The organism is Hoylesella shahii, from assembly GCF_937990675.1.
In the GTDB taxonomy this organism is placed as follows: domain Bacteria; phylum Bacteroidota; class Bacteroidia; order Bacteroidales; family Bacteroidaceae; genus Prevotella; species Prevotella shahii.
This window is the reverse complement of sequence record NZ_CALKQY010000042.1, coordinates 1-22,870: the sequence shown is the minus strand read 5'-3', so window position 1 is coordinate 22,870 and position 22,870 is coordinate 1. Positions and strand designations below refer to the sequence as shown.

16 protein-coding genes and 1 tRNA gene are annotated in these 22,870 nt (G+C 46.4%); 6 read left to right on the top strand and 11 right to left on the bottom strand.

Translation table 11 applies throughout. The features are described 5' to 3' along the window. Positions 1-248 precede the first annotated feature (248 nt). From QME03_RS06315 to QME03_RS06295, 5 genes are all read right to left on the bottom strand, one after another. Positions 249-2,159, bottom strand: coding sequence for a DEAD/DEAH box helicase (locus QME03_RS06315; RefSeq protein ID WP_281723819.1), 1,911 nt, complete (start codon positions 2,157-2,159; stop codon positions 249-251). Positions 2,160-2,678: 519 nt separating this feature from the next. Then, positions 2,679-4,343, bottom strand: a complete 1,665-nt coding sequence (locus tag QME03_RS06310; RefSeq protein WP_281723818.1) for a putative transporter — start codon at positions 4,341-4,343, stop codon at positions 2,679-2,681. A 202-nt stretch (positions 4,344-4,545) separates the two neighbouring features. After that, positions 4,546-5,319, bottom strand: coding sequence for a diadenylate cyclase CdaA (gene cdaA / locus QME03_RS06305; protein WP_281723817.1), 774 nt, complete (start codon positions 5,317-5,319; stop codon positions 4,546-4,548). A gap of 64 nt (positions 5,320-5,383) precedes the next feature. Next, positions 5,384-6,232 (bottom strand): dihydropteroate synthase, encoded by an 849-nt coding sequence (gene folP / locus QME03_RS06300; protein WP_281723816.1) that lies wholly within the window; start codon positions 6,230-6,232, stop codon positions 5,384-5,386. Between the two features lie 244 nt (positions 6,233-6,476). Next, on the bottom strand, positions 6,477-7,625 hold the full coding sequence (locus tag QME03_RS06295; RefSeq protein ID WP_281723815.1) for a TlpA disulfide reductase family protein: 1,149 nt from the start codon (positions 7,623-7,625) through the stop codon (positions 6,477-6,479). Positions 7,626-7,859: 234 nt separating this feature from the next. Between QME03_RS06295 and efp the strand changes: the two genes are divergently transcribed. From efp to QME03_RS06270, 5 genes are all read left to right on the top strand, one after another. Then, on the top strand, positions 7,860-8,426 hold the full coding sequence (efp, locus tag QME03_RS06290; RefSeq protein WP_281723814.1) for an elongation factor P: 567 nt from the start codon (positions 7,860-7,862) through the stop codon (positions 8,424-8,426). 117 nt (positions 8,427-8,543) lie between these two features. Further along, positions 8,544-9,581, top strand: coding sequence for a glycosyltransferase family 2 protein (locus QME03_RS06285; protein ID WP_281723813.1), 1,038 nt, complete (start codon positions 8,544-8,546; stop codon positions 9,579-9,581). A gap of 191 nt (positions 9,582-9,772) precedes the next feature. Further along, the gene (radC, locus tag QME03_RS06280; RefSeq protein WP_281723812.1) at positions 9,773-10,453 is read left to right on the top strand and encodes a RadC family protein; all 681 of its coding nucleotides are present in this window, start codon (positions 9,773-9,775) and stop codon (positions 10,451-10,453) included. A gap of 350 nt (positions 10,454-10,803) precedes the next feature. Beyond that, a complete protein-coding gene (locus tag QME03_RS06275) occupies positions 10,804-11,124 on the top strand; it encodes a metal-sulfur cluster assembly factor (protein WP_110370073.1) in 321 nt (106 codons plus the stop codon). Between the two features lie 25 nt (positions 11,125-11,149). Beyond that, entirely contained in the window at positions 11,150-11,914 is a 765-nt protein-coding gene (locus tag QME03_RS06270; RefSeq protein WP_281723811.1) for a UDP-2,3-diacylglucosamine diphosphatase, read from the top strand. Positions 11,915-13,105: 1,191 nt separating this feature from the next. Here QME03_RS06270 and QME03_RS06265 read toward each other — a convergent pair. From QME03_RS06265 to QME03_RS06240, 6 genes are all read right to left on the bottom strand, one after another. Continuing rightward, complete coding sequence (locus tag QME03_RS06265; RefSeq protein ID WP_281723810.1) at positions 13,106-14,980, bottom strand: peptidoglycan DD-metalloendopeptidase family protein; 1,875 nt, start codon at positions 14,978-14,980, stop codon at positions 13,106-13,108. Further along, positions 14,981-15,943 (bottom strand): lipoprotein insertase outer membrane protein LolB1, encoded by a 963-nt coding sequence (gene lolB1 / locus QME03_RS06260; protein WP_281723809.1) that lies wholly within the window; start codon positions 15,941-15,943, stop codon positions 14,981-14,983. A 259-nt stretch (positions 15,944-16,202) separates the two neighbouring features. Further along, complete coding sequence (locus QME03_RS06255; RefSeq protein WP_281723808.1) at positions 16,203-17,975, bottom strand: tetratricopeptide repeat protein; 1,773 nt, start codon at positions 17,973-17,975, stop codon at positions 16,203-16,205. An 8-nt stretch (positions 17,976-17,983) separates the two neighbouring features. After that, positions 17,984-18,421 (bottom strand): dUTP diphosphatase, encoded by a 438-nt coding sequence (gene dut, locus QME03_RS06250; protein WP_281723807.1) that lies wholly within the window; start codon positions 18,419-18,421, stop codon positions 17,984-17,986. A gap of 169 nt (positions 18,422-18,590) precedes the next feature. Then, positions 18,591-20,135: a sulfatase gene (locus QME03_RS06245; protein WP_281723806.1), complete on the bottom strand. Its 1,545-nt coding sequence runs from the start codon at positions 20,133-20,135 to the stop codon at positions 18,591-18,593. A 221-nt stretch (positions 20,136-20,356) separates the two neighbouring features. Further along, entirely contained in the window at positions 20,357-22,045 is a 1,689-nt protein-coding gene (locus QME03_RS06240; RefSeq protein WP_281723805.1) for a S41 family peptidase, read from the bottom strand. Positions 22,046-22,209: 164 nt separating this feature from the next. On the opposite strand from QME03_RS06240, the gene QME03_RS06235 reads away from it, so the two are divergent. Then, positions 22,210-22,283: transfer RNA gene (locus QME03_RS06235), tRNA-Asn, on the top strand. Positions 22,284-22,870 lie beyond the last annotated feature (587 nt).

The following is a 22,870-nucleotide window of genomic DNA, read 5'->3' as shown; positions in this document are numbered from 1 at the left end:
TAGGTAATAAAAAAGGAAATGACGAATAATCAAATCGTTATTTTCGTTTCATACCTCATTTTTTGTGTGTTGTATGCTTGTTAAGATGCCACGCCATGTATGGCGTTGTGTTTAAGCCTACTGACGTTTTGTTGGCGTTTGGCTATGATAGGACATCTTTTGTTTTATTTTTCGGTGAGCTATTGGCGTGCCGTTTTTGGGGCGTGCGTGTTGTAGCCGTTGAAAAATCAAACTTTAGGGTGTTGTTTTTACCCTTTTGGTCGGCGTCTAGCCCATCCCTCTTCCGAGAAGTCGGGTTCTTCGCCTTTAAGTTTGCGTGCGGGTTGTTGGAAAAATTGTCTCCAGTCGCCCGTTTCGTTATCGTCGTTAAAGTTGCGTTGCGCCTTTTTGCTGCGTCGTGGGCCTGTGTTTGCTGGTGCATCGGCATAGCGTTGGCCTTTTCTTCCGCCTTTGTTGGTGGCCGATTTGCCGTGTCCGCCTTCGTCGGCATCGTTACAACGCACGTCGCGCCCTTTATAAGTAGCCCCCGATAGTCCTTGCATCACTCGGTTGGCGTCGGCTTCGGGTACTTCGATATACGATATTTTGCCCAGTAGGTCGATATGTCCAACGGCCACTCGTCCTTGCACGTTGCGGTTGATAAACTGCATTACTTCGCCTGGATAGAAACCATCGTCTTTGCCAAGATTAACAAACAATCGGCGATAACCAGCCTCTGGTTTTCGTGGCGCACGTGTGCCGCGTTCGTTTCGTTTGCCTCTAGGGCCTCGTTGTGCTTCGCGTGCGTTGCCCCATTCCCCTCTTTTTCCTTCGTGGTCGTTGCGTTTGGTAGAAGGTTTTTCAATTTCGGGCGCATTGGCATAATAGTCGAGGAAGCGTCCAAAGGTCATGCTCACAATCTTTTTGATGATGTCTTCCTTGTCGATATATTCAAAGTGTCGATATATTTCATCGAGGAAGGGAGCAATTTCTTCTTCGTTCACATCAAACTTAGAGATGGTGTCCATGGCCTTATACAGCTGTTTGCTACAAATTTCTTTAGCAGTGGGCAGCGTTCCGTCGACAAATTCTTTCTGAATAATCTTCTCAATGGCGCGCACTTTAGAACGTTCGCGTGTGTGAATGATGCTGATAGACGTACCTTTTTTGCCAGCTCGGCCCGTTCGTCCGCTTCGGTGAGTGTAGCTTTCGATGTCGTCGGGTAGTCCATAGTTAATAACATGAGTAAGGTCGTCAACGTCAAGTCCGCGCGCCGCCACGTCTGTTGCCACAAGGAATTGCACGTTGTGGTTGCGAAATTTCTGCATGGTGAGGTCGCGTTGTTGCTGACTTAGGTCGCCGTGCAGTGCTTCAGCGTTATATCCATCGCGAATAAGTTTATCAGCAATCTCTTGCGTTTCGAGTTTTGTGCGACAGAAAATGATGGCGAAAATGCGCGGATAGAAGTCAACCAAGCGTTTTAAGGCCAGGTATTTGTCTTTGGCATTCACCATATAATAGATGTGGTTCACCTTCTCGGCGCCTTCGTTTCTGCTTCCCACCACAATCTCTTTGTAGTTGTTGAGATAGTTTTTGGCAATCTTTTCAATCTCGCGACTCATCGTAGCAGAGAAAAGAAGCGTGTTGCGGTTGGTGGGTACGCCTTCGAAAATGGCGTTAATGCTTTCGGTAAAGCCCATGTTGAGCATCTCGTCGGCCTCGTCGAGCACCACGTTGTTAACGGCATCAAGTTGTGCCACGCCACGCTTCATCAAGTCGATGAGTCGTCCAGGAGTAGCAACAATAATCTGTGCGCCCTTTCTAAGCTGTCGAATTTGCATTTCGATAGATGCGCCACCATATACAGGCACAACGTGTAGGCCCGACACATATTTGCTAAAGTCGGCCAGGTCGTCGGCGATTTGCAAGCAAAGTTCGCGCGTAGGACTAAGTATAAGTGCTTGTGTGTGTTTCTCTTCGGGGTTTACTTTCTGCAATACGGGTATGCCATAGGCAGCCGTTTTTCCTGTACCCGTTTGGGCCAATGCAATAACATCATTTCCATTACCCAGCAAATAGGGTATTACTTCTTCTTGTACAGGCATGGGTTGTTCAAATCCCAGCTCTTGGATGGCGCGGCATATAGGTTCGCTCACGCCTAATTCTTCAAATGTCTTCAAATTTTTTTGTTGTTAAAAGGGCTTCTTGGTAGGGGTGGTGGTTCGAAAATGGATGGTGGCAAGCGGGTTTTCGGCCAACGAACAATGCCCAAGAGGGGCATGCCGTTTAAGCAGATGCAGGCCATGGCAAGCCTAATAGCGCACCACAAGAGGCTTTCTCACTAAACGAAACCTTGATTGTTGATGACTTCACCGTTGCTAACTGTTATCCAAATATCATGAATTCATCAACCCACGAACCTAGAAACCTTGTCTATTATTACTAGTTCAACCAACCGTTGCCTCCAAGCCATAATAGACAACATTCGTGTTTGAACGCTGCAAAGGTAATGAAAATAAATGGGTTATGAAAACAATTAACGTTAATTGTTTGGTTTGCGTTGTTGTTGAGGGGTGGTTTTGTAGCCGAAAAAAGGCCATTGTGCAGCCTTAAAAGAGCATGAGCGGGGGCATTTTTAATCGTTACTTCGCCCCTGTGTGTGCCATTGTGTGCCCCAATCAGTCTGCAATGATTGTGCGCTAAGCCAAAAAGAACATCACCATGATTTGCACAATAATCACCCGAACGAACATACCGAGAGGGTAAACCGTGGCATACGACACGGCTGGCGTGTCGCCTTCGAGGGTTTCGCTGGCATAAGTAAGAGCCATGGGGTTGGCCATCGAACCGCATAGGATGCCACAAATAGACCCAAAGTCGAGTTGCTTGGTACGCAAGGCAATGAAACCAACGACCAAAACTGGCACAACGGTGAGCACAAAACCCAATCCTACCCAGAGCAATCCCTCGGGACGTACAACCGTTTGAAAAAAGTCTTGACCAGCATCTAAACCCAAACAGGCTAGATAAAGCGATAAACCCAACTGTCGAAGCATGAGCGAGGCGCTGCGCGTGGTGTAAGAAACCAGGCGGAAACGCGGACCAATGCTTCCCACAAGTATGCCCATCACGATGGGTCCACCCGCCAATCCCATGCGCACAGGGGCGCTCATGCCAGGTAACATAATAGGTATTGTGCCAATGGCAAGACCCAAAAGCATGCCTAGGAAGATGGCGCCGAGATTGGGTTCTTTAAGAGTTTGCACGGCATTACCAAAGTAATGTTCCACACTTTCCAATGCATCGTGTTCGCCAACCACTGTAACGCGGTCGCCGTATTGCAGTCTAAGATTGTTTGTTCCCAGCAGTTTGGTGTCGCCACGAGTAACACGACTAACGTTTACACCGAATGTACTACGCAGTCTAAGCGAACCCAATTTTTTGCCATTGAGCATAGGACGCGTGATAACCACCACCTTCGACTCTACTTTTTTGTCGATGTGATTCCAGTCAATCTTCTCTTCGTTCCAGTCTTTATCTACCTTTTTCCCCATTAAGAGTTCCATTCCGCCCACCTCATCGTCGGTAGTAACCACCAAAACATTGTCGCCAAGTTTAAGTTTAGTGGTGGAAAGGGGTACGATAACTTGCTCGTTGCGCCATATGCGCGACACAATAAATTGGATATGCGCCATTTGTGCAATCTCGGCCAGTGTTTTTCCGTGTATGGCTTGGTTCACAATCTCGTATTGGGCAACGTAAGTATGGTCTTCGTCTTGCGGTGAATGCGGTACAAGGTCTTCGGGTTTTACAAAGAATTTGCGCAAAACAATCATGGCGAAGATTACGCCAAGCACACCTAAGGGATAAGCAACGGCACAACCAAGGGCTGCGCTTCGGGTGGAAAATCCAAAGTTTTCGAGTGCTTGTTGGGCTGCTCCAAGGGCAGGTGTGTTGGTAACTGCACCGCAAAGAATGCCCACCATGGTTTGCAAAGGCACACTACAAAGTTTGGCAAGCACCAATGCAAGGATTGTTCCAAGGGCAATAACGGCAAGTCCCCAAAGGTTTAGGCGGATGCCTTCTTGGCGCAACGAGCCAAAGAAGTTGGGGCCAACGTGCAGTCCTAGGGTATAAACAAAGAGCACTAGCCCAAATGTTTGAGTGTATTCGAGCACTTTGGCGTCGATGTTTAGCCCTAAGTGTCCGGCAATAATGCCAATAAAAAACACGAAAGCCACGCCAAGAGAAATTCCCTTGACATGAATTTTGCCTAATACCAAACCCAAATAACATATCAGCGACAGCACAACCACGGTCTGAAGGGCTGAATGTACAGAGAACAGGCCGTTAATCCAATCCATTGTTTTTATTCATTTCAATATCCTTTGCAAAGATAGTGCAAAGGCGGGGATTGGCAAAATGTTAGGTGAAAATAAAAAAGTAAGGTGTCAGTATCTGCCTTTTGGGTGAGCAGGGAAGGGGAGGGCGGTGTTTATTGCTCAATAAATGCGCTCTGAGTTGTAGGTTTACAGCTTTGAAGACGAAGAGTGTGCGCCGTTTTGCTTACTGAAAACCCTCCTCGGTGAGTATGCTTTCAAGTTCTTCGGCCGACAAGCGCAGACGGAACTTACCATTAACGGCCACCGATATGTTGCCCGTTTCTTCGGATACGATAACCGCCATGGCGTCGCTGCTTTGACTTATGCCCATGGCAGCGCGGTGACGAAGGCCCAAAGAGCGTGGAATGTCTTGGTTGTGCGATACAGGGAGGATGCAGCCCGCCGCCTTAATACGCTTTTTAGAGATAACCATAGCACCATCGTGAAGCGGAGAATTTTTAAAGAAAATATTTTCAATGAGTCGCTGATTGATGCGCGCATCGATATAGTCGCCCGTGTCTACGATGTCGTCGAGTGGTTCGTTGCGTTCGATTACTATGAGTGCGCCCACCTTTCCGCGAGCCATCGACATGCAGGCCATCACGATGGGGATGATGGTTTCTTTGTCTTCTTTCGCCTTGTTGTCGTTTTTATAAAAGAAGTTCATCACGCCTCGCACCCGTTGATGTGCTCCCATAGAATAGAGAAACTTGCGAATTTCTTCTTGAAAGAGGATGATGAGGGCGATGACACCCACGCTAACCAACTTGTCGAGGATGCCGCCAAGCAGGCGCATTTCGAACACTTGGCTCACCAGCAGCCACACCAGCACAAAGAACATGATGCCGATGAAGATGTTAAGTGAGCGCGACTCTTTCATCAGTCGGTAGAGATAATAGAGCATCAGTGCCACTAGCACGATGTCGATGATGTCTTTTATTCCGAAATCGAAGAACATATTGGCTTGTTATGTAAGGCCGAAGGCTGGCAAAGAGCGCGTTCGGGCAGGTGGTGAATGGGTTTTATGGCGTTGTTGCCGACATCGTTCGGTTGAAGAGTGTTATCACTTCTACCGCCTCTTTCACATCGTGCACGCGCAGAATGTTTGCCCCTTTCATCAGGGCGATGGTGTGTAGCACGGTGGTTCCGTTAAGGGCAGTGTCGGCATCGCCGCCCACTGTTTTGTATATCATCGACTTTCTAGAAACGCCAACCAGCGTGGGAAGGTCGAGCACTTGCATCTTCTCCATTTCGTTAAGCAGCAGGTAATTGTCTTCTACCGTCTTTCCGAAGCAGAACCCTGGGTCTAAAATGATGTCCTTAACGCCCAAAGTGCGCAGTTGCGACACCTTTCGGGCAAACCCCAACAGCACATCGCGCAATGTAGGTTGCACAGACATCAGAATGTAAGGCACGCCTAAGCGGGCCACGGTGTGGAACATTTGGGGCAGTTCGCCAGGTTCGGGTTTCAGAGGAACATTTGCAATGCCCGTCAATCCACCGTCAGACACGTCGTTAATGATATCGGCTCCGTATTCTTCCACGCACATCTGTGCCACTTCAGGGCGGAAAGTGTCTACCGAAATCACTGCATCGGGTTGTTCTTTTCGCACCACTGCCAAGGCTCTTCGCAGACGGATAATCTCTTCTTCTTGGCTCACTTGGTCGGCTCCTGGCCTAGTAGAAAATGCGCCAACGTCTATCATTGTTCCACCTTCTTCCACGATTTGGTTAGCGCGTTGTGCGATTTCTTTTTCGGTTTGCATCCTACTACCAGAGAAAAACGAGTCGGGTGTGGCGTTAAGAATACCCATCACGCGGGGCGAAGACAGGTCGAAGAGTTGCTGTTTTACTGTTATTGAAAACGACATGTGATAAGAGTTTATGCTTGTTTTAAGCGTGTGGAACTAGCCGTTAGCTATTGGGCATGAGCCAGCAGCTGTGGTTTGTTCGTTCGTCTAACGCGTTAGGGGCTTTAGTCGCTGTGTTACGACTATTCTAAAGCGCGTTGTTATGCGCTATGGAGCAAGCATTGGGTGCGCTGTTGTTGCCCTTTTGGGGCGTGCGGGCCTCGATGCTTGCTCCGTGCGCTATGATATAAGGTGAGGAAAGGGATTATTTACCTTTTCCAAAAAGCTCGTCGAGCAGGGTGTAGAACGCAGGATCTTCGCCAACAACCGTCTTAACGATTTTTCCATCGGGGCCAACAACAATCTTTGTTGGGAAACCTTGGATGGCATAGTCGGCCAAAACCTTGCTTTCGCGTGGGCAAAACACGTGCTTCCAGGGCAGTTCGTGTTTAGCAACAGCGGTCTTCCACTTCTCGGGAGTGTCGTTGCAGTCGATGCCAAGGATTTCGAATTTGCCTTTATATTTTTGGTAATACTCCTTCATCTTTGGGAAACCCTTGATGCACCATCCGCACCACGAGCCCCAGAAGTCGAGCACCACGTACTTTCCTTTAAGGCTAGACATTTTGAAAGGCTTACCATTGAGGTCGTTCAGCGTGAAGTCGGGAGCTACAACGCCAGCAGCTTGCATTTTAGCGGCGTGCTCTTCGGCTTCTTTTTGAGCCTTTAGTTGGTTGATACTAGCCATGTAGTAATCTTTCATTCGACCTTCTCTTACGCCTTCCGACATCATTTTGGCAGCCTCTTCCATCTCTTCCAGCGTTTCAAGACTGTTTACGATGATGGCGTTAGCCTCGTAGTTGGGGTGCGCTTTGATAAAATCTTTGTAAGCCACGCTGGCTTTAGCTTGCAAGGCGGGAGCCTTTTCTTGATATTCTTTCATCAAGTCTTCTTGCTTTTCGCCTTTTTCCATGCGTGCATTAAGCGATTGTATGTAGGCTTCCAGTTCGGTTTGGCCTTTTTCAAGCGCTTCTTTCATCTCTGCGAACTCTTTGTAGAACTTTGTTCCAGCGTAGGTGAATTTGTTTTGTTCGTTGGCGCTTAGTTCGAGCGTTTCACCAGGAACGCCCACGAAAGCCACGTATTGGCGCGACTGCCCTCTGGCGGCTTCGGGTGTTGCAAGTGTCACTTCAGACACCTTATCGAGCTTAACGCTAAAGTCGAATGCACCGTTTTTCAACACGAGCGTATCGCGAACAACGGGGCGTTTGCCTGGGTCGGCAACATAAACTAGTATTGAGTCGCCGAAACTTTTCAGCGAACCCTTCACTTTGAGCACTCCTTCTGTGGCATTAGCGGCGTTGGCAGATAACATTGCAGTCGCTGCCAAGACTGTAAATAGTATTCTTCTCATTGTTTTAATGTGTGTATTTGATGTCTATTTAATACGCAAAAATACATCAAGAAAATCGTTTTTCACCGCATTTTACATTTTTTATCGCTTTAAGAGAGCTTTTTTAATATCGTGCAATATGCCAAACGCGTAATTTTTCGCTATCTACATCAGTTAAATTCCGTATTAATGGGCTGGAATTTTCTACGAAATGGCTAACTTTGCACATTATTATAATAATATAAACGAACAAAAATGATTAATTCGCAAGAAATCAAGATCGGAACATGTATCCGTCTTGACAACCAAATTTTCACTTGTATCGACTTCCAACACGTAAAACCCGGTAAGGGAAACACTGTGATGCGCACCAAGCTGAAGAACGTAACTACAGGTCGCGTGCTTGACCGTACGTTCCAAGTGGGCTTCAAATTGGAAGACGTTCGCATTGAGCGTCGCCCCTATCAATATCTTTATCAAGATGGTGGCGAATACATCTTCATGAACCAAGAAACCTTCGAACAAGCTCCTATTCCTAAAGAGGCTATCACTGGTGTTGAGTATATGAAAGAGAACGACGTGGTGGAAGTTGTTACAGACACTACAGATGGTACTGTGCTATTTGCCGAAATGCCTGTTAAAACTGTGCTGCGTATTACCCACAGCGAACCTGGTATTAAGGGTGATACCGCTACCAACGCCACCAAACCCGCTACACTTGAAACGGGTGTTGTGGTACGCGTACCCCTCTTTATCAACGAAGGCGAACTGATTCAGGTTGATACCCGCGATGGTTCGTACCTCCAAAGAGTGAAAGAATAATTCAACAAGGGCCGAGCTGCCTATCTAACCCCTGGTTGGAGACAGCTCGGCCCTTGCGCCTAATGCCCATTGCTACCAACAAACCTATTTCGCACATCGCCTAAACCTTGCTACTAAATGAAATACTCGTTTATAGTTCCTGTTTATAACCGCCCTGATGAGGTGGACGAACTGCTCGAAAGTCTTACTAAGCAAACCATAACCGACTTTGAAGTGATTGTGGTGGAAGACGGTTCGGCCATTCCTTGTCGCGATGTTTGCGAAAAATACCAAGACTTACTCAACTTACATTATTTTAATAAAGATAACTCTGGACCTGGACAAAGTCGTAATTACGGCGTGGAAAGGGCGCAAGGCGACTATGTTTTGATTTTGGATAGCGACGTGGTGGTGCCTGCGGGCTATCTGCAAGCCGTGGAAAACGAACTAAATACGAACGATGCCGACGCCTTTGGCGGTCCTGATGCGGCTCATCCTTCGTTTACGCCTAAACAAAAGGCCATTTCTTACTCTATGACTGCTTTTCTTACCACGGGCGGAATACGTGGGGGAAAGAAGAAAATGGATAAGTTCTATCCGCGTTCGTTTAACATGGGCGTGCGCCGTAGTGCTTATCTGGAGCTTGGTGGCTTCTCTAAAATGCGCTTTGGCGAAGACATCGACTTTTCTATCCGTATATTTAAGGCGCAATTACGCTGCCGTTTGTTCCCCGAAGCATGGGTATGGCATAAACGAAGAACGGATTTCCGCAAGTTTTTCCGTCAGGTTTACAACAGTGGTATTGCCAGAATAAATCTTTATAAGAAGTATCCCGAATCGTTAAAGCTAGTTCATCTGCTGCCAATGGTGTTCACTGTGGGCGTTCTATTGCTGGGGGCTGTGTCTTTATTGGGTGTTGTGTTCATGCTTATGGGCTGTATGGCTTTGGGTCAATGGCTTGTTGTTGCAGGTCTTTCGCCTTTAGTGCTCTATTCATTGGCTTTGTTTGTCGATGCGTTTTGCTTCTATCGCAGTTTGCACATCGCCTTTTTAAGTGTTGCTGCTGCCTTTACTCAACTGATGGGGTACGGTTTTGGCTTCCTTCAAGCATGGTGGCGACGCTGTGTTAAGGGCAAAGACGAGTTTAGTGCATTCGAGAAAACATTTTATAAGTAAGGAGTAAGGAGTAAAGTAGTAAGTAGTAAGTAGTAAAGTAGTAAGTAGTAGAGTAGTAAGGAGTAATGTAGTAAGGAGTAATGTAGTAAGGAGTAATGTAGTAATGTAGTAAGGAGTAATGTAGCAAAGTAGTTAGTACTTCATCCAAATACTTTTCACCTTTCACTTTTTCACCCTTAAAATCCTTAATCATGAAAATCAATGACCTAGCAACGGAAGACCGTCCGCGAGAAAAAATGATGCGTATTGGTGCCGAGAACTTAACCAATTCTGAGTTGTTGGCTATTCTTATTGGCTCTGGTTCAACAGAAGAATCGGCAGTCGACCTCATGACGCGTGTGCTCAACGATTGCCAAAACAGCCTTAAACGCCTTGGCCGATTATCATATAACGAACTAATCACTTATCATGGCATTGGCGAAGCTAAAGCCATCACACTCATGGCCGCTTGCGAACTGGGAAAACGCCGACAGCAAGAACAGGCCGAAGAACGCAAAGACCTTGGCTCGGCTACGGCCATATACAATTTTATGCACGCACGTATGCAAGACCTTGACGTGGAAGAGGCGTGGGCCTTGCTGATGAATCAAAACTATAAACTCATTAAAGCCTTTCGTGTTTCGCATGGCGGACTGAGCGAAACGGCTGTTGATGTGCGCATTATTATGCGCGAAGCTTTGCTCAATAACGCCACAATCGTTGCACTTTGCCATAACCATCCCAGTAATAACGCCTCGCCTAGTGGGGCCGACGACCGACTAACGCAAATCGTTAAGAGTGCTTGCGAAACCATGCGCATCTATTTTCTAGACCATCTCATCATTACAGATGGCCGATATTATAGCTATCGCGAGGAGGGCAGAGTGATTTAGTTCGTTTACAAAGGGGCTAGGTCTGCCTATAACATTCATGTTGGGTTCGCTTTCTTGGCTCATTCTAAGCGGGCTGGTGAGAATTAATGCATTGCAATTACAGTGCAAAATGTTATCGCCACGTTGTTACTGCCCAACAATTAAAATAAACACTCCCCGACACCTGCCTAAAGGCGCCAGAGAGCTATAAAACCTTACTCGATTACTTTGAGGTTAAACCCTTTTTCTCGAGGGCTGACCATCTTTACAGGTCGGTCGTTGCAGCATTATACTATTTTTTTTCGCTTTACTTTCGTCATCGTTCAATATTTTTCATTATCTTTGTTGCAACAACATTAAAGCAAATAGCTATGACGCAAGAAGAAAAATTGAAGATAGAAGAACGGATTATTGATGTGCTAAAAACAGTGTACGACCCCGAAATACCCGTTAATATATACGACCTCGGATTGATTTATAAGGTTGATTTGCAAGAAGACGGCACGTTAGACCTTGATATGACCTTCACCGCACCTGCTTGTCCGGCAGCCGATTTCATCCTCGAGGATGTGCGCACAAAGGTGGAAAGCATCGAGGGGGTTACTGCTTCGAATATCGAACTGGTGTTCGAACCCGCTTGGGATCAAAGCATGATGAGCTACGAAGCACGCGTGGAACTGGGGTTTGAATAATCGCGACCCCTTAAAACCCTTGGTTATGAAGAATGTTTATTTTCTTTCAGACGCCCACCTTGGCTCGCTGGCCATCGAACATGGCCGTATGCACGAGCGAAGAATTGTGCGTTTCCTAGACAGTATCAAGCATAAGGCCGAGGCTATTTATTTGCTGGGCGACTTGTTCGACTTCTGGAACGAATACAAAATGGTGGTGCCAAAGGGGTATACGCGCTTCTTAGGCAAACTCTCCGAACTCACTGATATGGGCGTGGAGGTGCATTTCTTTGTGGGAAATCACGACCTTTGGACCTATGGTTACCTAGAAGAGGAATGCGGACTAATAGTGCATAAGAAACCCCTAACCACCGAAATATACGGCAAAGTGTTTTATCTGGCGCATGGCGATGGCTTGGGCGACCCCGACAATTCGTTTAAATTTCTGCGCCGGGTGTTTCATAATCGCTTCTGTCAAGTGCTTTTTAATGCGCTTCACCCACGTTGGGGCATGGCCTTTGGGCTTAATTGGGCTAAGCATAGCCGCATGAAACGCGCCGAAGGCAAAGAACCTCCATACATGGGCGAGGATAAAGAGTATCTGGTGCAATACACTAAGGAGTATATGAAAGACCACGATGATATTGATTTCTTTCTCTATGGTCACCGACATATTGAACTAGACTTGATGCTCTCTAAGAAAACCCGCATGATGATATTGGGCGATTGGATATGGCAGTTTACTTATGCCGTGTTTGATGGTGAGCATATGTTTATGGAACAATATGTTGAGGGCGAGTCGCAGCCCTAATCTGTTTATTATTACTTATGGCCCTCGTCCCGTTTCGTGCCCTACACTGCATGAAACGGGGCGAGGGCTTTGGCTTTTCACCCTCAATGGCTTCTTCATTGGGAATGAAATAAGCCACAAATTTCAACACGCGAGATGTGTTGTTGTGGAAAATGTAAAATATTCAGTGCATTTTGTCGTGCCAAAAGTGGCTTTATTATTCATCAACTGTTCTTTGGGTGGCAAATATTTAATTCTCGCTAGGGGTTGTTTCGGCGCAATTGTACTTAATTGGAGTATGCAGAAGATGGTGTCTACTTTGTATAAATACACAAAATAATTGTTTTTACCTGCGTTTTGGTGCATTTCACCTTGCGTTTTGCTACAAAACGCACTACTAAGTGGTGCTAAACGCAAGGCTAAGTGGTGCTAAACGCAAGGCAAAATGCACCAAAACGCATGGCAAAATGGTGCTAAAAACATGCTTAAATGCTGCTTGATGCATATTATGCACAATGGATATGCAATATTGTTGATAGGCTATTTGTGTTATTAAGGGGCGAAAAGTGCCTAAAAAGTGGTGTTTTAGGGTATAAAAACGGGTTTTTCGCGCGATGAAAAATTGAGGTTTCCAACTAAAATAGAAAGCCTAAATGGTGCAAATTGCACGGTTGACTCCTCTTGGCGACGAAAAAATAAATTTTGAAAGTGCAAAAACGTGGCTTTTTTTATGCTTTTGAGCGCTTTTTTTCGCTAGAATGAGTCTGCCGTAAATGTTAATATGTAAAAGTTTTGTACTAAAAATATAGGGCTTGTTAACCCCAATCGGTAATTAGACCACAATGTTTCCAGAATTCTTGTTTTTGTGTTGTTTCCTAATATATTTTATTTTCTTGTTGGCATCTTTACTGTCTTTGCAACTTAACGTGGCCCGTTACGCCTGCGTTACAAAGATAGGCAATCTGCTCGACAATAAAACAAAAACTGTTTAGACTCAATTCACCGCATTGGGGTGGAAGTGTTTGCGCGAAGAACAAATGTGGTAGACCACTAAAACAAAGCCACGCCCCATCTTTTGCGCTGCTAGGCGTAAGATGGGGCGTGGCGATGGGCAAGCATTAGGCTCGCTAGTGTGGGCGAAAACGGGTCGATGCAGGCTAGCATTAGACTTTCATTGCACGCAGGGTGGAGTAGAAAGGCTATAGCAGAACATTATCTGCCCAACCATGTTTCGGGGTTTAGTTTGGCTGTCTCTTTGCGCAACTGGAACTGGAGGATGTTGTCGTCCCCCACAGTGCCTAGCGTTTGGCGTGTGGTTACTCGCTGTCCGCGCGTTACACTGGCCGAACGAAGGTTGGCATACACCGAGATATAGGCGCCGTGGCGCACCATAACCACCATCGAGCCGCCATAACCAAACACAGCGCTAACCTCTCCATCGTAGATGCTTCTTGCCTGACAGCCGTCGCCACCCATGATGTTAATACCCTTGTTGTCGAGTTTCACATTCTTAAGTCCTTCCACATTATATTGTCCAAAGTGGCTCACAATGCGATACGAACCAGTGATGGGCATGGGCAACCTACCTTTATTGGCTTCAAAACCACCGCTAACCATGCGGTCCACGGTGCTAAGCTTGTGTGTTTCCTCCACTTCCTTCTTGCTTTCGGCAATGGCTTTTTCGCTTCTTTCGCGTTCGGCAGCAGCTTTTCGTTCGGCAGCCACGCGTGCAGCTTCAGCTTCTCGCGCTGCTTGTTGTGCTCTAGCCTGCTTATCGGCCGACTCACGTGCCGCTTGGTCGGCCTTAGCTTTGCGTTCGGCAGCCTCTCTAGCTTCTCGTTCAGCTTGAGCTTTCTTGTCGGCCGTTTCTTTTTCGGCTTTCGCTCTGCGTTGTTCGGCCTCTCTAGCAGCCTTTTCAGCCTCCAGTCTTCTAGCCCTTTCGGCCTCTTCGGCCACACGCGCTTCGGCTCTTAAGCGTTCTTCTCTAGCTTTAGCTTCAGCAATACGGCGTTGGTTTTCACGCTCAGCTGCTTCGGCCGCCGCCTTTTTTCTAGCCAATTCTTCGGCCTTACGCTTAGCCGCTTCGGCTGCTTCGGCCTTTCGTTTAGCCTCGGCAATGGCCCTTTGGCGAGCTTTTTCCACCTCGATAGCAATGAGTCGGTCAATCTCAGCGTTCAAAACAGCATCTTTCTTTTGCTGTTCGGCGATGATAGATTGTATGGTTTTTTGTTCGCGTTGCAGTCCGTCAACCGCCTTTTGTTGCTCTCCTTGTTTGGCTTGTAAGGCAGCATGCTCTTTGCGACCCTTGTTAAGCAGCGAGCTTTTTTGTCCTTTCACCTCCTCCAATTGGATGTGTTTATCGGTTACTTGTTGCTGTTTAGCCTTCACCAGTTCGCCTTGCGCCTTTTGATAGGATGCATATTCGCGCACAAAACGCATTCTGCGATACACCTGCGCTAGGCTTTTGGCCGAGAAAGCAAACATCAAGTTGTCTTGAACCGAACGATGTCGGGCCATATATCTCAGTGAGCGGATGTATTTAGCCTTGCGGTCGGCCAGCTGTTGTTCGAGCGTTGTGAGCTGCGAATTAAGAATGCCGATGTTGCCATTGATGTGAGTGATGTCTTTTTGTATGTCGTTGATGTTCTTTTGGCGTTCATCAATCTCGCTGTTAATCACCATCAGCTCTTGCAACTTCTTCTTCACGTCGGCCTGATTGGCTCTCAATGCTGCCTCTTGTTGTTGAATTTTCTTCTTTATCGCCTCTCTTTGGCCTTGCAAACCCTTGATGGCCTTGTCGGTAGCCGACTGGGTGTTTTTGCTTATAGCTACATTCCCACGTTTGTTAGAGGTTTTATTACCCTTTTGCGGAACAGGCTTAGCAGGTTTTTTAGCAGGCGTTTTCGTTGTTTTGACGCCTTTTTTAGCCGGTTGCACGGCTTTAGCCTTATTGCCAGGTTTAGTTTTAGAGGATGTTTTTTTATGTGTAGTGGCAGCAGGGTGCGCATTTTTAGCGTTGCGTTTTTTTTGCGCACCGATAGGAAGAGCCACGAAGAGGGCAAGGAGTATGGTGAGAAGCTGTTTCATTTACATGCTGAGTATTTTGCTGAAGACGTCTTGAGCCTTCACGCGCTTGTATTTGGGCGACACAGTTGTTTGTGTTTCCCATTTGTCGTCGGTCTTAATTTCGTTCATGTTGATGCTCACTTGTAGCGTCTGTCCGCCTTTTACGGCCGAAGAACTCATTGTGAATACTTGCGAAGCAGGGAACATCTTCACGCCAAGCGCTCTAAAATCGGTATATTTCCACACCAGTTTTGATGCGCCATGATTGGGTGCTTGGTAATTAATATCGGTTTGTTGTATGCGTCCGTTGTTAGCATCGGCCAGCCAGGCATAATTAAAATTGCCTGTTTGGTAGGTGATGGGGTTGTTTTGTCCACCACTAAATGTAACGCTAAACTGGTTAAGGTCGGCCTCGGTGATGCGTGGGCGGTCGGGCAATAGCAGTTGATTCCAGAACAAAGCTTGCAGACTATAGAAGTTAAGTCCGTTCTTTTTTAAGAAATCCATCTGATTATAATCGGCCTTGATATACTCTTTGTGTATGCGGTCTACAATCAAAACATACTCGGGTGTGAACTCAATACGCCCCACTTCGGTGCCAAGCAGAGGCACAAAGGCTTGCAAGCGTATCACTTCGTCTTTGCGCATGCGCAGTTGTCCAGGCACAGTGATGTCTTTTCCAGCACCTTTCACGTTGAGCGAGATGCTCCCCACGATGTTAGTGGCATATACTTGGTTGCTGTGCACGCGCTGCATGAAATTCATTTGGTTGTTGGCCAGCACCTCTCGGTCGCGTGCTGCTTTTGGTACAGTGGTGGTTGGCGTTGTAGTCACTACTGTTTTTGTTTTGCACGAGGTCCAAATTAGTGGTGTAAGTATCACTGCAAGGGCCATGCTCGCCATCCTTTTCGTCGATTTCGAACAGGTTATGCGCTGCAGTCCGTTAAGGGCGCGCGTTGTTATTGTTGTTTTCTTTTCCATCATACAAAATGTTTTAAAGGTGAAAAGGCTTTTTAAAGGTGAAAAAGTGAAAGGTGAAAGGGTGAAAAAGTGAAAGGGCCAAAGCCCTAAAACCACTAGGTTTGCCACCTATTTGTTTCTCCGGAAATTTGTTAACCCTCCAACTCGTCAACTTAAACCAGTGTTGTAAGCCTGTCAATCCATGAACAAAGCTGCTGAATTAATCTTGTAAGTCAGTCAAATCCCTGAGCATGGTCACTTCACGTTCCACACTTCTCCTTGTTTAAGGCTTTTTCATTTTAATTTTTCTATTGATAACAGCCTTGTCGGCTCCTAGTTTTAGAGCCATGTTCCAATATTCGATAGCTTTTTTAGTGTCGCCATTCATTGCGTAAATATCGCCAGCGTGCTCCAACACCACCTTGCTTTTAAGCGATGTAGAGTCGTTTTTTAGAGCCTGTTCGATATAGACCTGAGCTTCGGCATAGCGCTTTTTGAGGAACAACAGCCATGCATAAGTATCTAGATACGTGCCATTATTGGGCTCGTTTTTGATGGCTTTATAGCTCATTGCTTCGGCTTTGTCGAGGTCTTTACCTTGTTCGCCTAGATAATAAGCGTAGTTATTGAGGCAGCTAGCCTTATCGGGTTTCCATTGCAAACAGCTATCGTAGGCGGCGAAAGCCTCTTTATGCTGTTTCTTTTGGTAGAGAATTTCTCCCATTAGTTCGTAAAGTTCAGCCACAATCTCTTTATCGCTTTTGGGGTTAATCTGTGAAACGCCCCTTTTGAAAGCGTCTAGGGCCTGGTCTTTCTTATCAATCTGATAGTTGGCCATGCCTTCGAAGTAGTAGAACACCATTTCTTCGGGCGTGTAAGCTTGCGCTTGCTTGCTTAGTGTTAAGATTTCGTCCCAGCGTTGTTTCTTCCAAAGGCTTTGAATGAGTTGCAAACGAGCGCCTGTGTTCTCTGGAGCAACGGCCACAACCTGTCTTAGAGCATTGTTAACCAAACTATCGGGCATGTTCTTCACCGACATGTAGGCAGCTTTCAGTTCGGCCATGTTGCCATCGTTGGGGTTAGCGGAGGTGATTTTGTCGAACAAAGCCAGCACAGCCGTGCTATCACCGCCAGTGCGTTCGCTCTCTTGCACCACTTGTTTCATGATAGACAACTTTGTTTCGTTATCTGTTTTGGGGCTGATGAGCATCTTGTCGCGTAGCTGAGTGGCCATAGCATCGTTGTTTTGGGCCCGATAATAGTCGTATAGCGATGCTTGTGCGAAGGTATTATCAGGGTCTTCGGCCAGCACAGCAGTGAAAATTTTGTGTGCATCGGCCTCTTTTTGGTTTTGCATTAGCCAGTTTCCCAACATCAGTTTATAGTTTACATCGTTGGGGTGGTCGTCGCAAAGCTGCTTTAAGGCTTTAAAGGCCGATGTTTTATCGTCGAGCATTTCGTAAGCGCGCACCTTTTGCAATGTGGTTTCTTCGGTTATGCCGTTCACAAGCTCAATTTTATTGAGTGTTTTCAGCACGCCAGCGAAGTCTTTTTGGCGTCCATATAATTGCATGAGTACGTTCAGCGCATCGCTGTTGCCTGTTTCTTTGGTGTTAGCCGTTAGTTTCTCGTAGGTTTGGATGGCCTTATCAAAGTTGCCACTATTGATGTAGAACTGTCCCAATCGTTCGGTAAACGTAGAATTATTGGGGCGAAGAGTAGCCGCTTTTTCAAGACAAGCCAGTGCCAAGCTGTCTTTTTTGAGTTGTACATAATAAGGAGCTTGCATGAAATACACCTCTGCCGCGTTGGGATTAATGGCTAGACAATGATTCATGAGGTCGAGAGCCGAGGCATAATTGCCAATGTTCTCTTGTTTCACTGCTTCGAGAAAGAAGTAGTCGAAGCGTCGTTTGTCGTTGTACGACAATGTTTTGACTGGCGCAACTTTAGTGGGTTGTACCTTCTTTTTGGCCCAAGCTTTGGGCGTGGCCATGGCAAGCGCCACGACGCAAGTGGCTGTTGCGGCCGCGATGTGTATCAGATTTCGTTTCATCAGTTGTGTTATTTCAGTCCAGTGTGTCCGTATCCGCCAGTTCCTCTTTCTGTATCGTCGAGTGTATCAACCACTTCGAAGCACACATTTTCGTGTTTGGCGATAACCATTTGTGCGATGCGTTCGCCGTCTTTTACGGTGAAAGGCTCGTTAGAGAAGTTCACCAGCAGCACCATTAGCTCTCCGCGATAGTCGGCATCCACCGTTCCAGGTGTATTAAGTACGGTAATTCCATGTTTAAGAGCCAATCCGCTGCGAGGTCTAATCTGTGCTTCATACCCTTCGGGCAGTGCAATATGCAATCCTGTTGGCACCAGTTGGCGTTGCAAGGGCATAAGGGTGATGTCGGCATCAATATTTGCTCGCAGGTCCATTCCTGCACTCAGGGCTGTGGCGTATGTGGGTAGCGGTTGCCTTCCGCGGTTGTTTATCTTTACTTTCAGCATGGTTTCGTGTTTTAAATGCATTGGCGCATCACTTGCAAAAATACAGAATTATCTTGATATAAGGGCATATAGCCGGCTTAAAATACACAAAAATGGACAAAGAGGATGTAATATGGGTATAAAATCACCTATCAAGTCAAGCGCAAGGGCTGGGGTAGGGGTTGGTGTTTTAATGTTTTGGAGTTTTCCAAGTGGGTTTTTGTGCCCCATATTCGTCTAGTTTTTTAAAGAGCATTTTCTTGAGTTTGCTGGTGAGTTTGGGCATTTTGTGTGCCAGATTGTTGCTCTCGCCAATATCGTTTGTTACGTTATACAGTTCGCAAGTGTTTGTTCGCCAATAATATATCAGGTGATAAGGGCCGTGCATCAGTGCCGAAGAGGGTCCGTAGCCATCGCGTTCGCTGATGTTTGTGGTCCAGAAATGTGGGTAATGCCACACAATTTGGCGTTTGCGATGCAGCTTTGGGTTGCGCAAGAGTGGCACAAAGCTACGCCCATCCACCACTTGTGATGTGCGATATTGGCTTATTTGTGCCATATCGAGCAGCGAAGGGAAGAAGTCTTCTATCATCACGCGGTTGTGATTTTCTGTACCGCCACACGTCACTCCTGGCCAATACACCAGCATTGGCTCGTGAATGCCGCCCTCAAGTGCCGAACCTTTGCCTCCACGAGCTGGGTAATTCTGGTCGTAATTATGTCTACCTTGGCGCACATCAATGGCTTGACCACCATTGTCTGACATGAAAATCACGATGGTGTTTCGAGCAACTTCGGGTTTACTATCGATAAAGCGCAGCAAGTCGCCAAGACTTTTGTCCATGCCTTCAATCAAAGCGGCGTGGTTAATTTCGTTTTCGTTGAGCGGTTGTTGCAGCATTGGGTCGAACATTCCTTGTCCGTTAGCCTGTCGATAGTTGGGTGTAAACCGCTCGTCGGCTTCGTATGGCACGTGTATGGCATAGTGCGACATGTAGAGGAAAAAGGGTTTGCCCTCGGTTATGGGCTTGTTTAAAGCCTTAATTGCTTCGATGGTAAGCGCTTCGGTAAGAAAAGTATCGGTATTGTAATACTGTTCCAGTCCGTAAACATGAAAACGATTGCTACCAAATTCCTTTCTTGCGAGGTAACTAGCTGGTCCGCCGTTGGCTCCACCAGCAATATTCACCATAAAACCAAAGCTTCGCGGGTCTTCTCCTGCTGTTGTGCGTGCTCCGAAGTGCGCTTTTCCGCAGTGTATGGTGTAATACCCCGCATCTTTAAGCAGTTGTGGCAGGGGAGTTATCAATGTTGTGCGATGCCGATTGTGAGCCGATGTCACTGTGTCGGGCTGTATGCCGTTGCAATTCCATGTGGGTGGCATCATTTCAGGGTCGTCCATGTCGGTTTCTACGTTATAGTCGAAGGTCCAATTGGTAACCTTATGGCGTGCCGCATTCATGCCCGAGAGCAACGAACAGCGCGAAGGCGACGAAATAGCCGAAGCATAAGCCTGTGTGAACTTCACCCCTCTGCTAGCCAATTGCTCCATGTTGGGTGTGCGATAACGACTGTTGAGCAAAGTTTTTTCTTTATAGAAAGGCACCGAAGTCTCTTGCCAACCCATGTCGTCAACAAGAAATAACACAATGTTGGGTCTGTTTTGTGTTTGCGCTAGTGCGTTTGTAGGAAGCAAAAATGTCGTTGGCAGTAGTGCCAGAGGGGATGCTGTCATTGCGAAGAAGGATGTATAGTGTTGTGGTTTGTGGCTTGTTGATGTATGGTTGCAAGCCTTTTGCAGGAGTTGTTGCTCGTTGGCCTCACCTTATATATAAGGAGGCGTGTGGCGAAGGGTTGTTTCACCATTAGTATATTGCACGCTTTGGCTTTAGGTGTTAACACATTTTGGGGGCGCAAGGCCATTTGCCCGCGCCCCCAACAGCGTTTAGTATGCGTTTATTTTTTAGTTTTTGCGGGTGTAGCCTTAGGTTGAGGCTTTAGCAAACTGGCGTATCTCTTCGAGTCGGCCAGTACTTCAAGTGCGGCTTTCATCTGCTTATCGTCAACCAGCGAATGCCTAATGCGTCCCTTTTGGAAGTAGTACGAGGGGATAATACCATCGGCAATGAGTTTTTTAACAGCCTCTTTATTGATGTCGAGGTCTTTAGCGATGTTATGACTCAATTTCTTTTCCAGAGCATTAAACTCGTTTTTGGCATCGTCGTAATAGCCTTCGAACTTAGCCAGCTTAACAAGTTCCTTCAAAAACTTCTCACTTTCGCGGTCGTAAGTGAACTTAGAGTTGAGTACGCGTTGCTTAAACTCATCGTATTCGGCATCGGTTATCACGAATTTTTCGGGTTGTGCGATAGTGGGATGCTTTGCGATGTAATCTAATTGATAGTTAAGCAGCACTTCGTTAGAGTCTTTAATGCCAGCCAAGTAGAACGCAATATTGGGTAGCGTGTCGGCTTTAACCTCCACATCGGGCATAATACCGCCACCATCTCGCACGGGTCGGCCGTTAGCTGTGTAGAAAACTTTGGTAAGCGAGTCGGGTACATGCTCCTTCGTTCCACCATTATTATGTTTATAGTTGATGGCTTGGATGCATCGCCCGCTTGGAATATAGTATTTGGCAGTTGTTAGTTTAAGGGCCGAGTTATAAGGAAGGTCCATTGTCATTTGCACCAAACCTTTGCCAAACGTTCTTGTTCCCAGCACCACAGCTCTGTCAAGGTCTTGCAAAGAGCCACAAGTAATCTCGCTGGCGCTAGCCGAATTGCCGTCTACCAGCACCACAACAGGCATCAATGTGTCGAGAGGTTCCACCTGAGTGCGGTATTCATAGTTAGAGCGTTGCATCTTTCCGCGGTTCGAGACGATGAGTTTTCCTTTAGGAACAAACATGTTGACGATGTTCACCGCTTCAGATTCCGAGCCACCGCCATTGCCGCGGAGGTCGAACACCAAGCTTTTCATGCCCTGTTGCTTAAGATCGATGAACGCTCTGCGCACTTCTCGCGAGCAGTTTTCGGTGAAACCTGAAAGGTTGATGTAGCCCACGCCATTGGCTTGCATACCATAATAAGGAACCGCAGGCGACTGGATGGCTTTTCTCACCACCTTAAATTTCATAACCTTACCCGTAGAGGGTCGTTTTATTTGTAGGATAAAGCTAGTTCCGGGGTCGCCTCTAAGGTGGTCGCTAACATAACCTTGGTCCTTTTTTGTCATGTCCTCGTTGTCGATACTCAATATGATATCGCCCTTTTTTAATCCAACTTCAGCTGCAGGCATATTCTCATAGGGTTCGTCGATGGTTACCCGCTTGAGCTGACTGTTGTATTTGATAAGTGCGCCAATACCTCCATACTTTCCTGTAATCATGAATTTAAGGTCTTTCACCTTGTCTTCAGGGTAATACACGGTGTAGGGGTCCAATGCTTTGAGCATGGCATTCACGCCAGTACCAACGGTTAGGTCGGCGTCTAGCGTGTCTACGTACATCATGTCGAGGTTCTTGTAGATAGCGTTAAAAATGTTAAGGTTCTTGGCCACATTAAAATTGTGGTCTTGTTCTTTTTGAGCCGCAGCCGAAGATGCGAAAGCGGCAACGCATAATGCGATGAATGTCTTCCTCATTGTAAATAGGTTTGTTCTGTAACGCAAAATTACGATATTAAGATTAGCTAGCGTAAACTTTGTCATTATTTTATTATAAAATCACTCAAAATCAATTTTTTTTGCGAAAATGTTTGGAGGTTTCAAATAAACGTTGTACCTTTGCAACCGCAAACAAGCAAAAAGCTTCAATAGCTCAGTTGGTTAGAGCACCTGACTGTTAATCAGGGGGTCGTTGGTTCAAGCCCATCTTGAAGCGCAAAAAGGGATTACTTCGGTAGTCCCTTTTTTGTTTTATGCCGCTGAAGGTCTCTTTTTCAGAGGTTTACACGATGCTGGTTGCCGATTGAGATTGTGTTTTTGCACTGGTTGTTGATTGTTTTTGAAGGGTTTAGCGCGATGGTTTTAGCAAGTTTGAGTTGAAAATTGATAGCGCATTACCAGTATCTTGTGGTTTAATTTATGCCATGTTGAGGTTAAAAAGAACTATTTGCAGGGCGAACAATGAGGTGCGCATTTGTTTTTTCTCCGAAATCTGATAAGAGATAAGGCCAATAGACTAGCGTTTTTTGATTTCGATGCACGATGTTTGAGACTTTATTAGTTGTTCATGCAATAATATGGTAATGGCACAAACAATAATAACGGGGTGTTTCTATAATAAGTAATGTACTACGCTAACAGTATTAGACGGACAAATGTTGATAAACCCAAGAGAAATGAACTCGAAGGAATGAGTACAATATAAAAATGTGGGGTAAGTCGCATAACAATCAATTACGCCAGTTCGGGATAAGGATTTGCTTAGAAAAGTTCCAATTGCCTAGTCTTTTCAATGCGCACGGG

Bases quoted from the DNA above. Each gene is read 5' to 3' on its own strand.
- QME03_RS06255 (WP_281723808.1), bottom strand. From the start codon at position 17,975: ATGAAACGAAATCTGATACACATCGCGGCCGCAACAGCCACTTGCGTC.
- QME03_RS06240 (WP_281723805.1), bottom strand. From the start codon at position 22,045: ATGAGGAAGACATTCATCGCATTATGCGTTGCCGCTTTCGCATCTTCG.
- QME03_RS06270 (WP_281723811.1), top strand. From the start codon at position 11,150: ATGAAGAATGTTTATTTTCTTTCAGACGCCCACCTTGGCTCGCTGGCC.
- dut (WP_281723807.1), bottom strand. From the start codon at position 18,421: ATGCTGAAAGTAAAGATAAACAACCGCGGAAGGCAACCGCTACCCACA.
- QME03_RS06275 (WP_110370073.1), top strand. From the start codon at position 10,804: ATGACGCAAGAAGAAAAATTGAAGATAGAAGAACGGATTATTGATGTG.
- radC (WP_281723812.1), top strand. From the start codon at position 9,773: ATGAAAATCAATGACCTAGCAACGGAAGACCGTCCGCGAGAAAAAATG.
- QME03_RS06285 (WP_281723813.1), top strand. From the start codon at position 8,544: ATGAAATACTCGTTTATAGTTCCTGTTTATAACCGCCCTGATGAGGTG.
- cdaA (WP_281723817.1), bottom strand. From the start codon at position 5,319: ATGTTCTTCGATTTCGGAATAAAAGACATCATCGACATCGTGCTAGTG.
- folP (WP_281723816.1), bottom strand. From the start codon at position 6,232: ATGTCGTTTTCAATAACAGTAAAACAGCAACTCTTCGACCTGTCTTCG.
- QME03_RS06310 (WP_281723818.1), bottom strand. From the start codon at position 4,343: ATGGATTGGATTAACGGCCTGTTCTCTGTACATTCAGCCCTTCAGACC.
- QME03_RS06245 (WP_281723806.1), bottom strand. From the start codon at position 20,135: ATGACAGCATCCCCTCTGGCACTACTGCCAACGACATTTTTGCTTCCT.
- QME03_RS06295 (WP_281723815.1), bottom strand. From the start codon at position 7,625: ATGAGAAGAATACTATTTACAGTCTTGGCAGCGACTGCAATGTTATCT.
- lolB1 (WP_281723809.1), bottom strand. From the start codon at position 15,943: ATGATGGAAAAGAAAACAACAATAACAACGCGCGCCCTTAACGGACTG.
- efp (WP_281723814.1), top strand. From the start codon at position 7,860: ATGATTAATTCGCAAGAAATCAAGATCGGAACATGTATCCGTCTTGAC.
- QME03_RS06265 (WP_281723810.1), bottom strand. From the start codon at position 14,980: ATGAAACAGCTTCTCACCATACTCCTTGCCCTCTTCGTGGCTCTTCCT.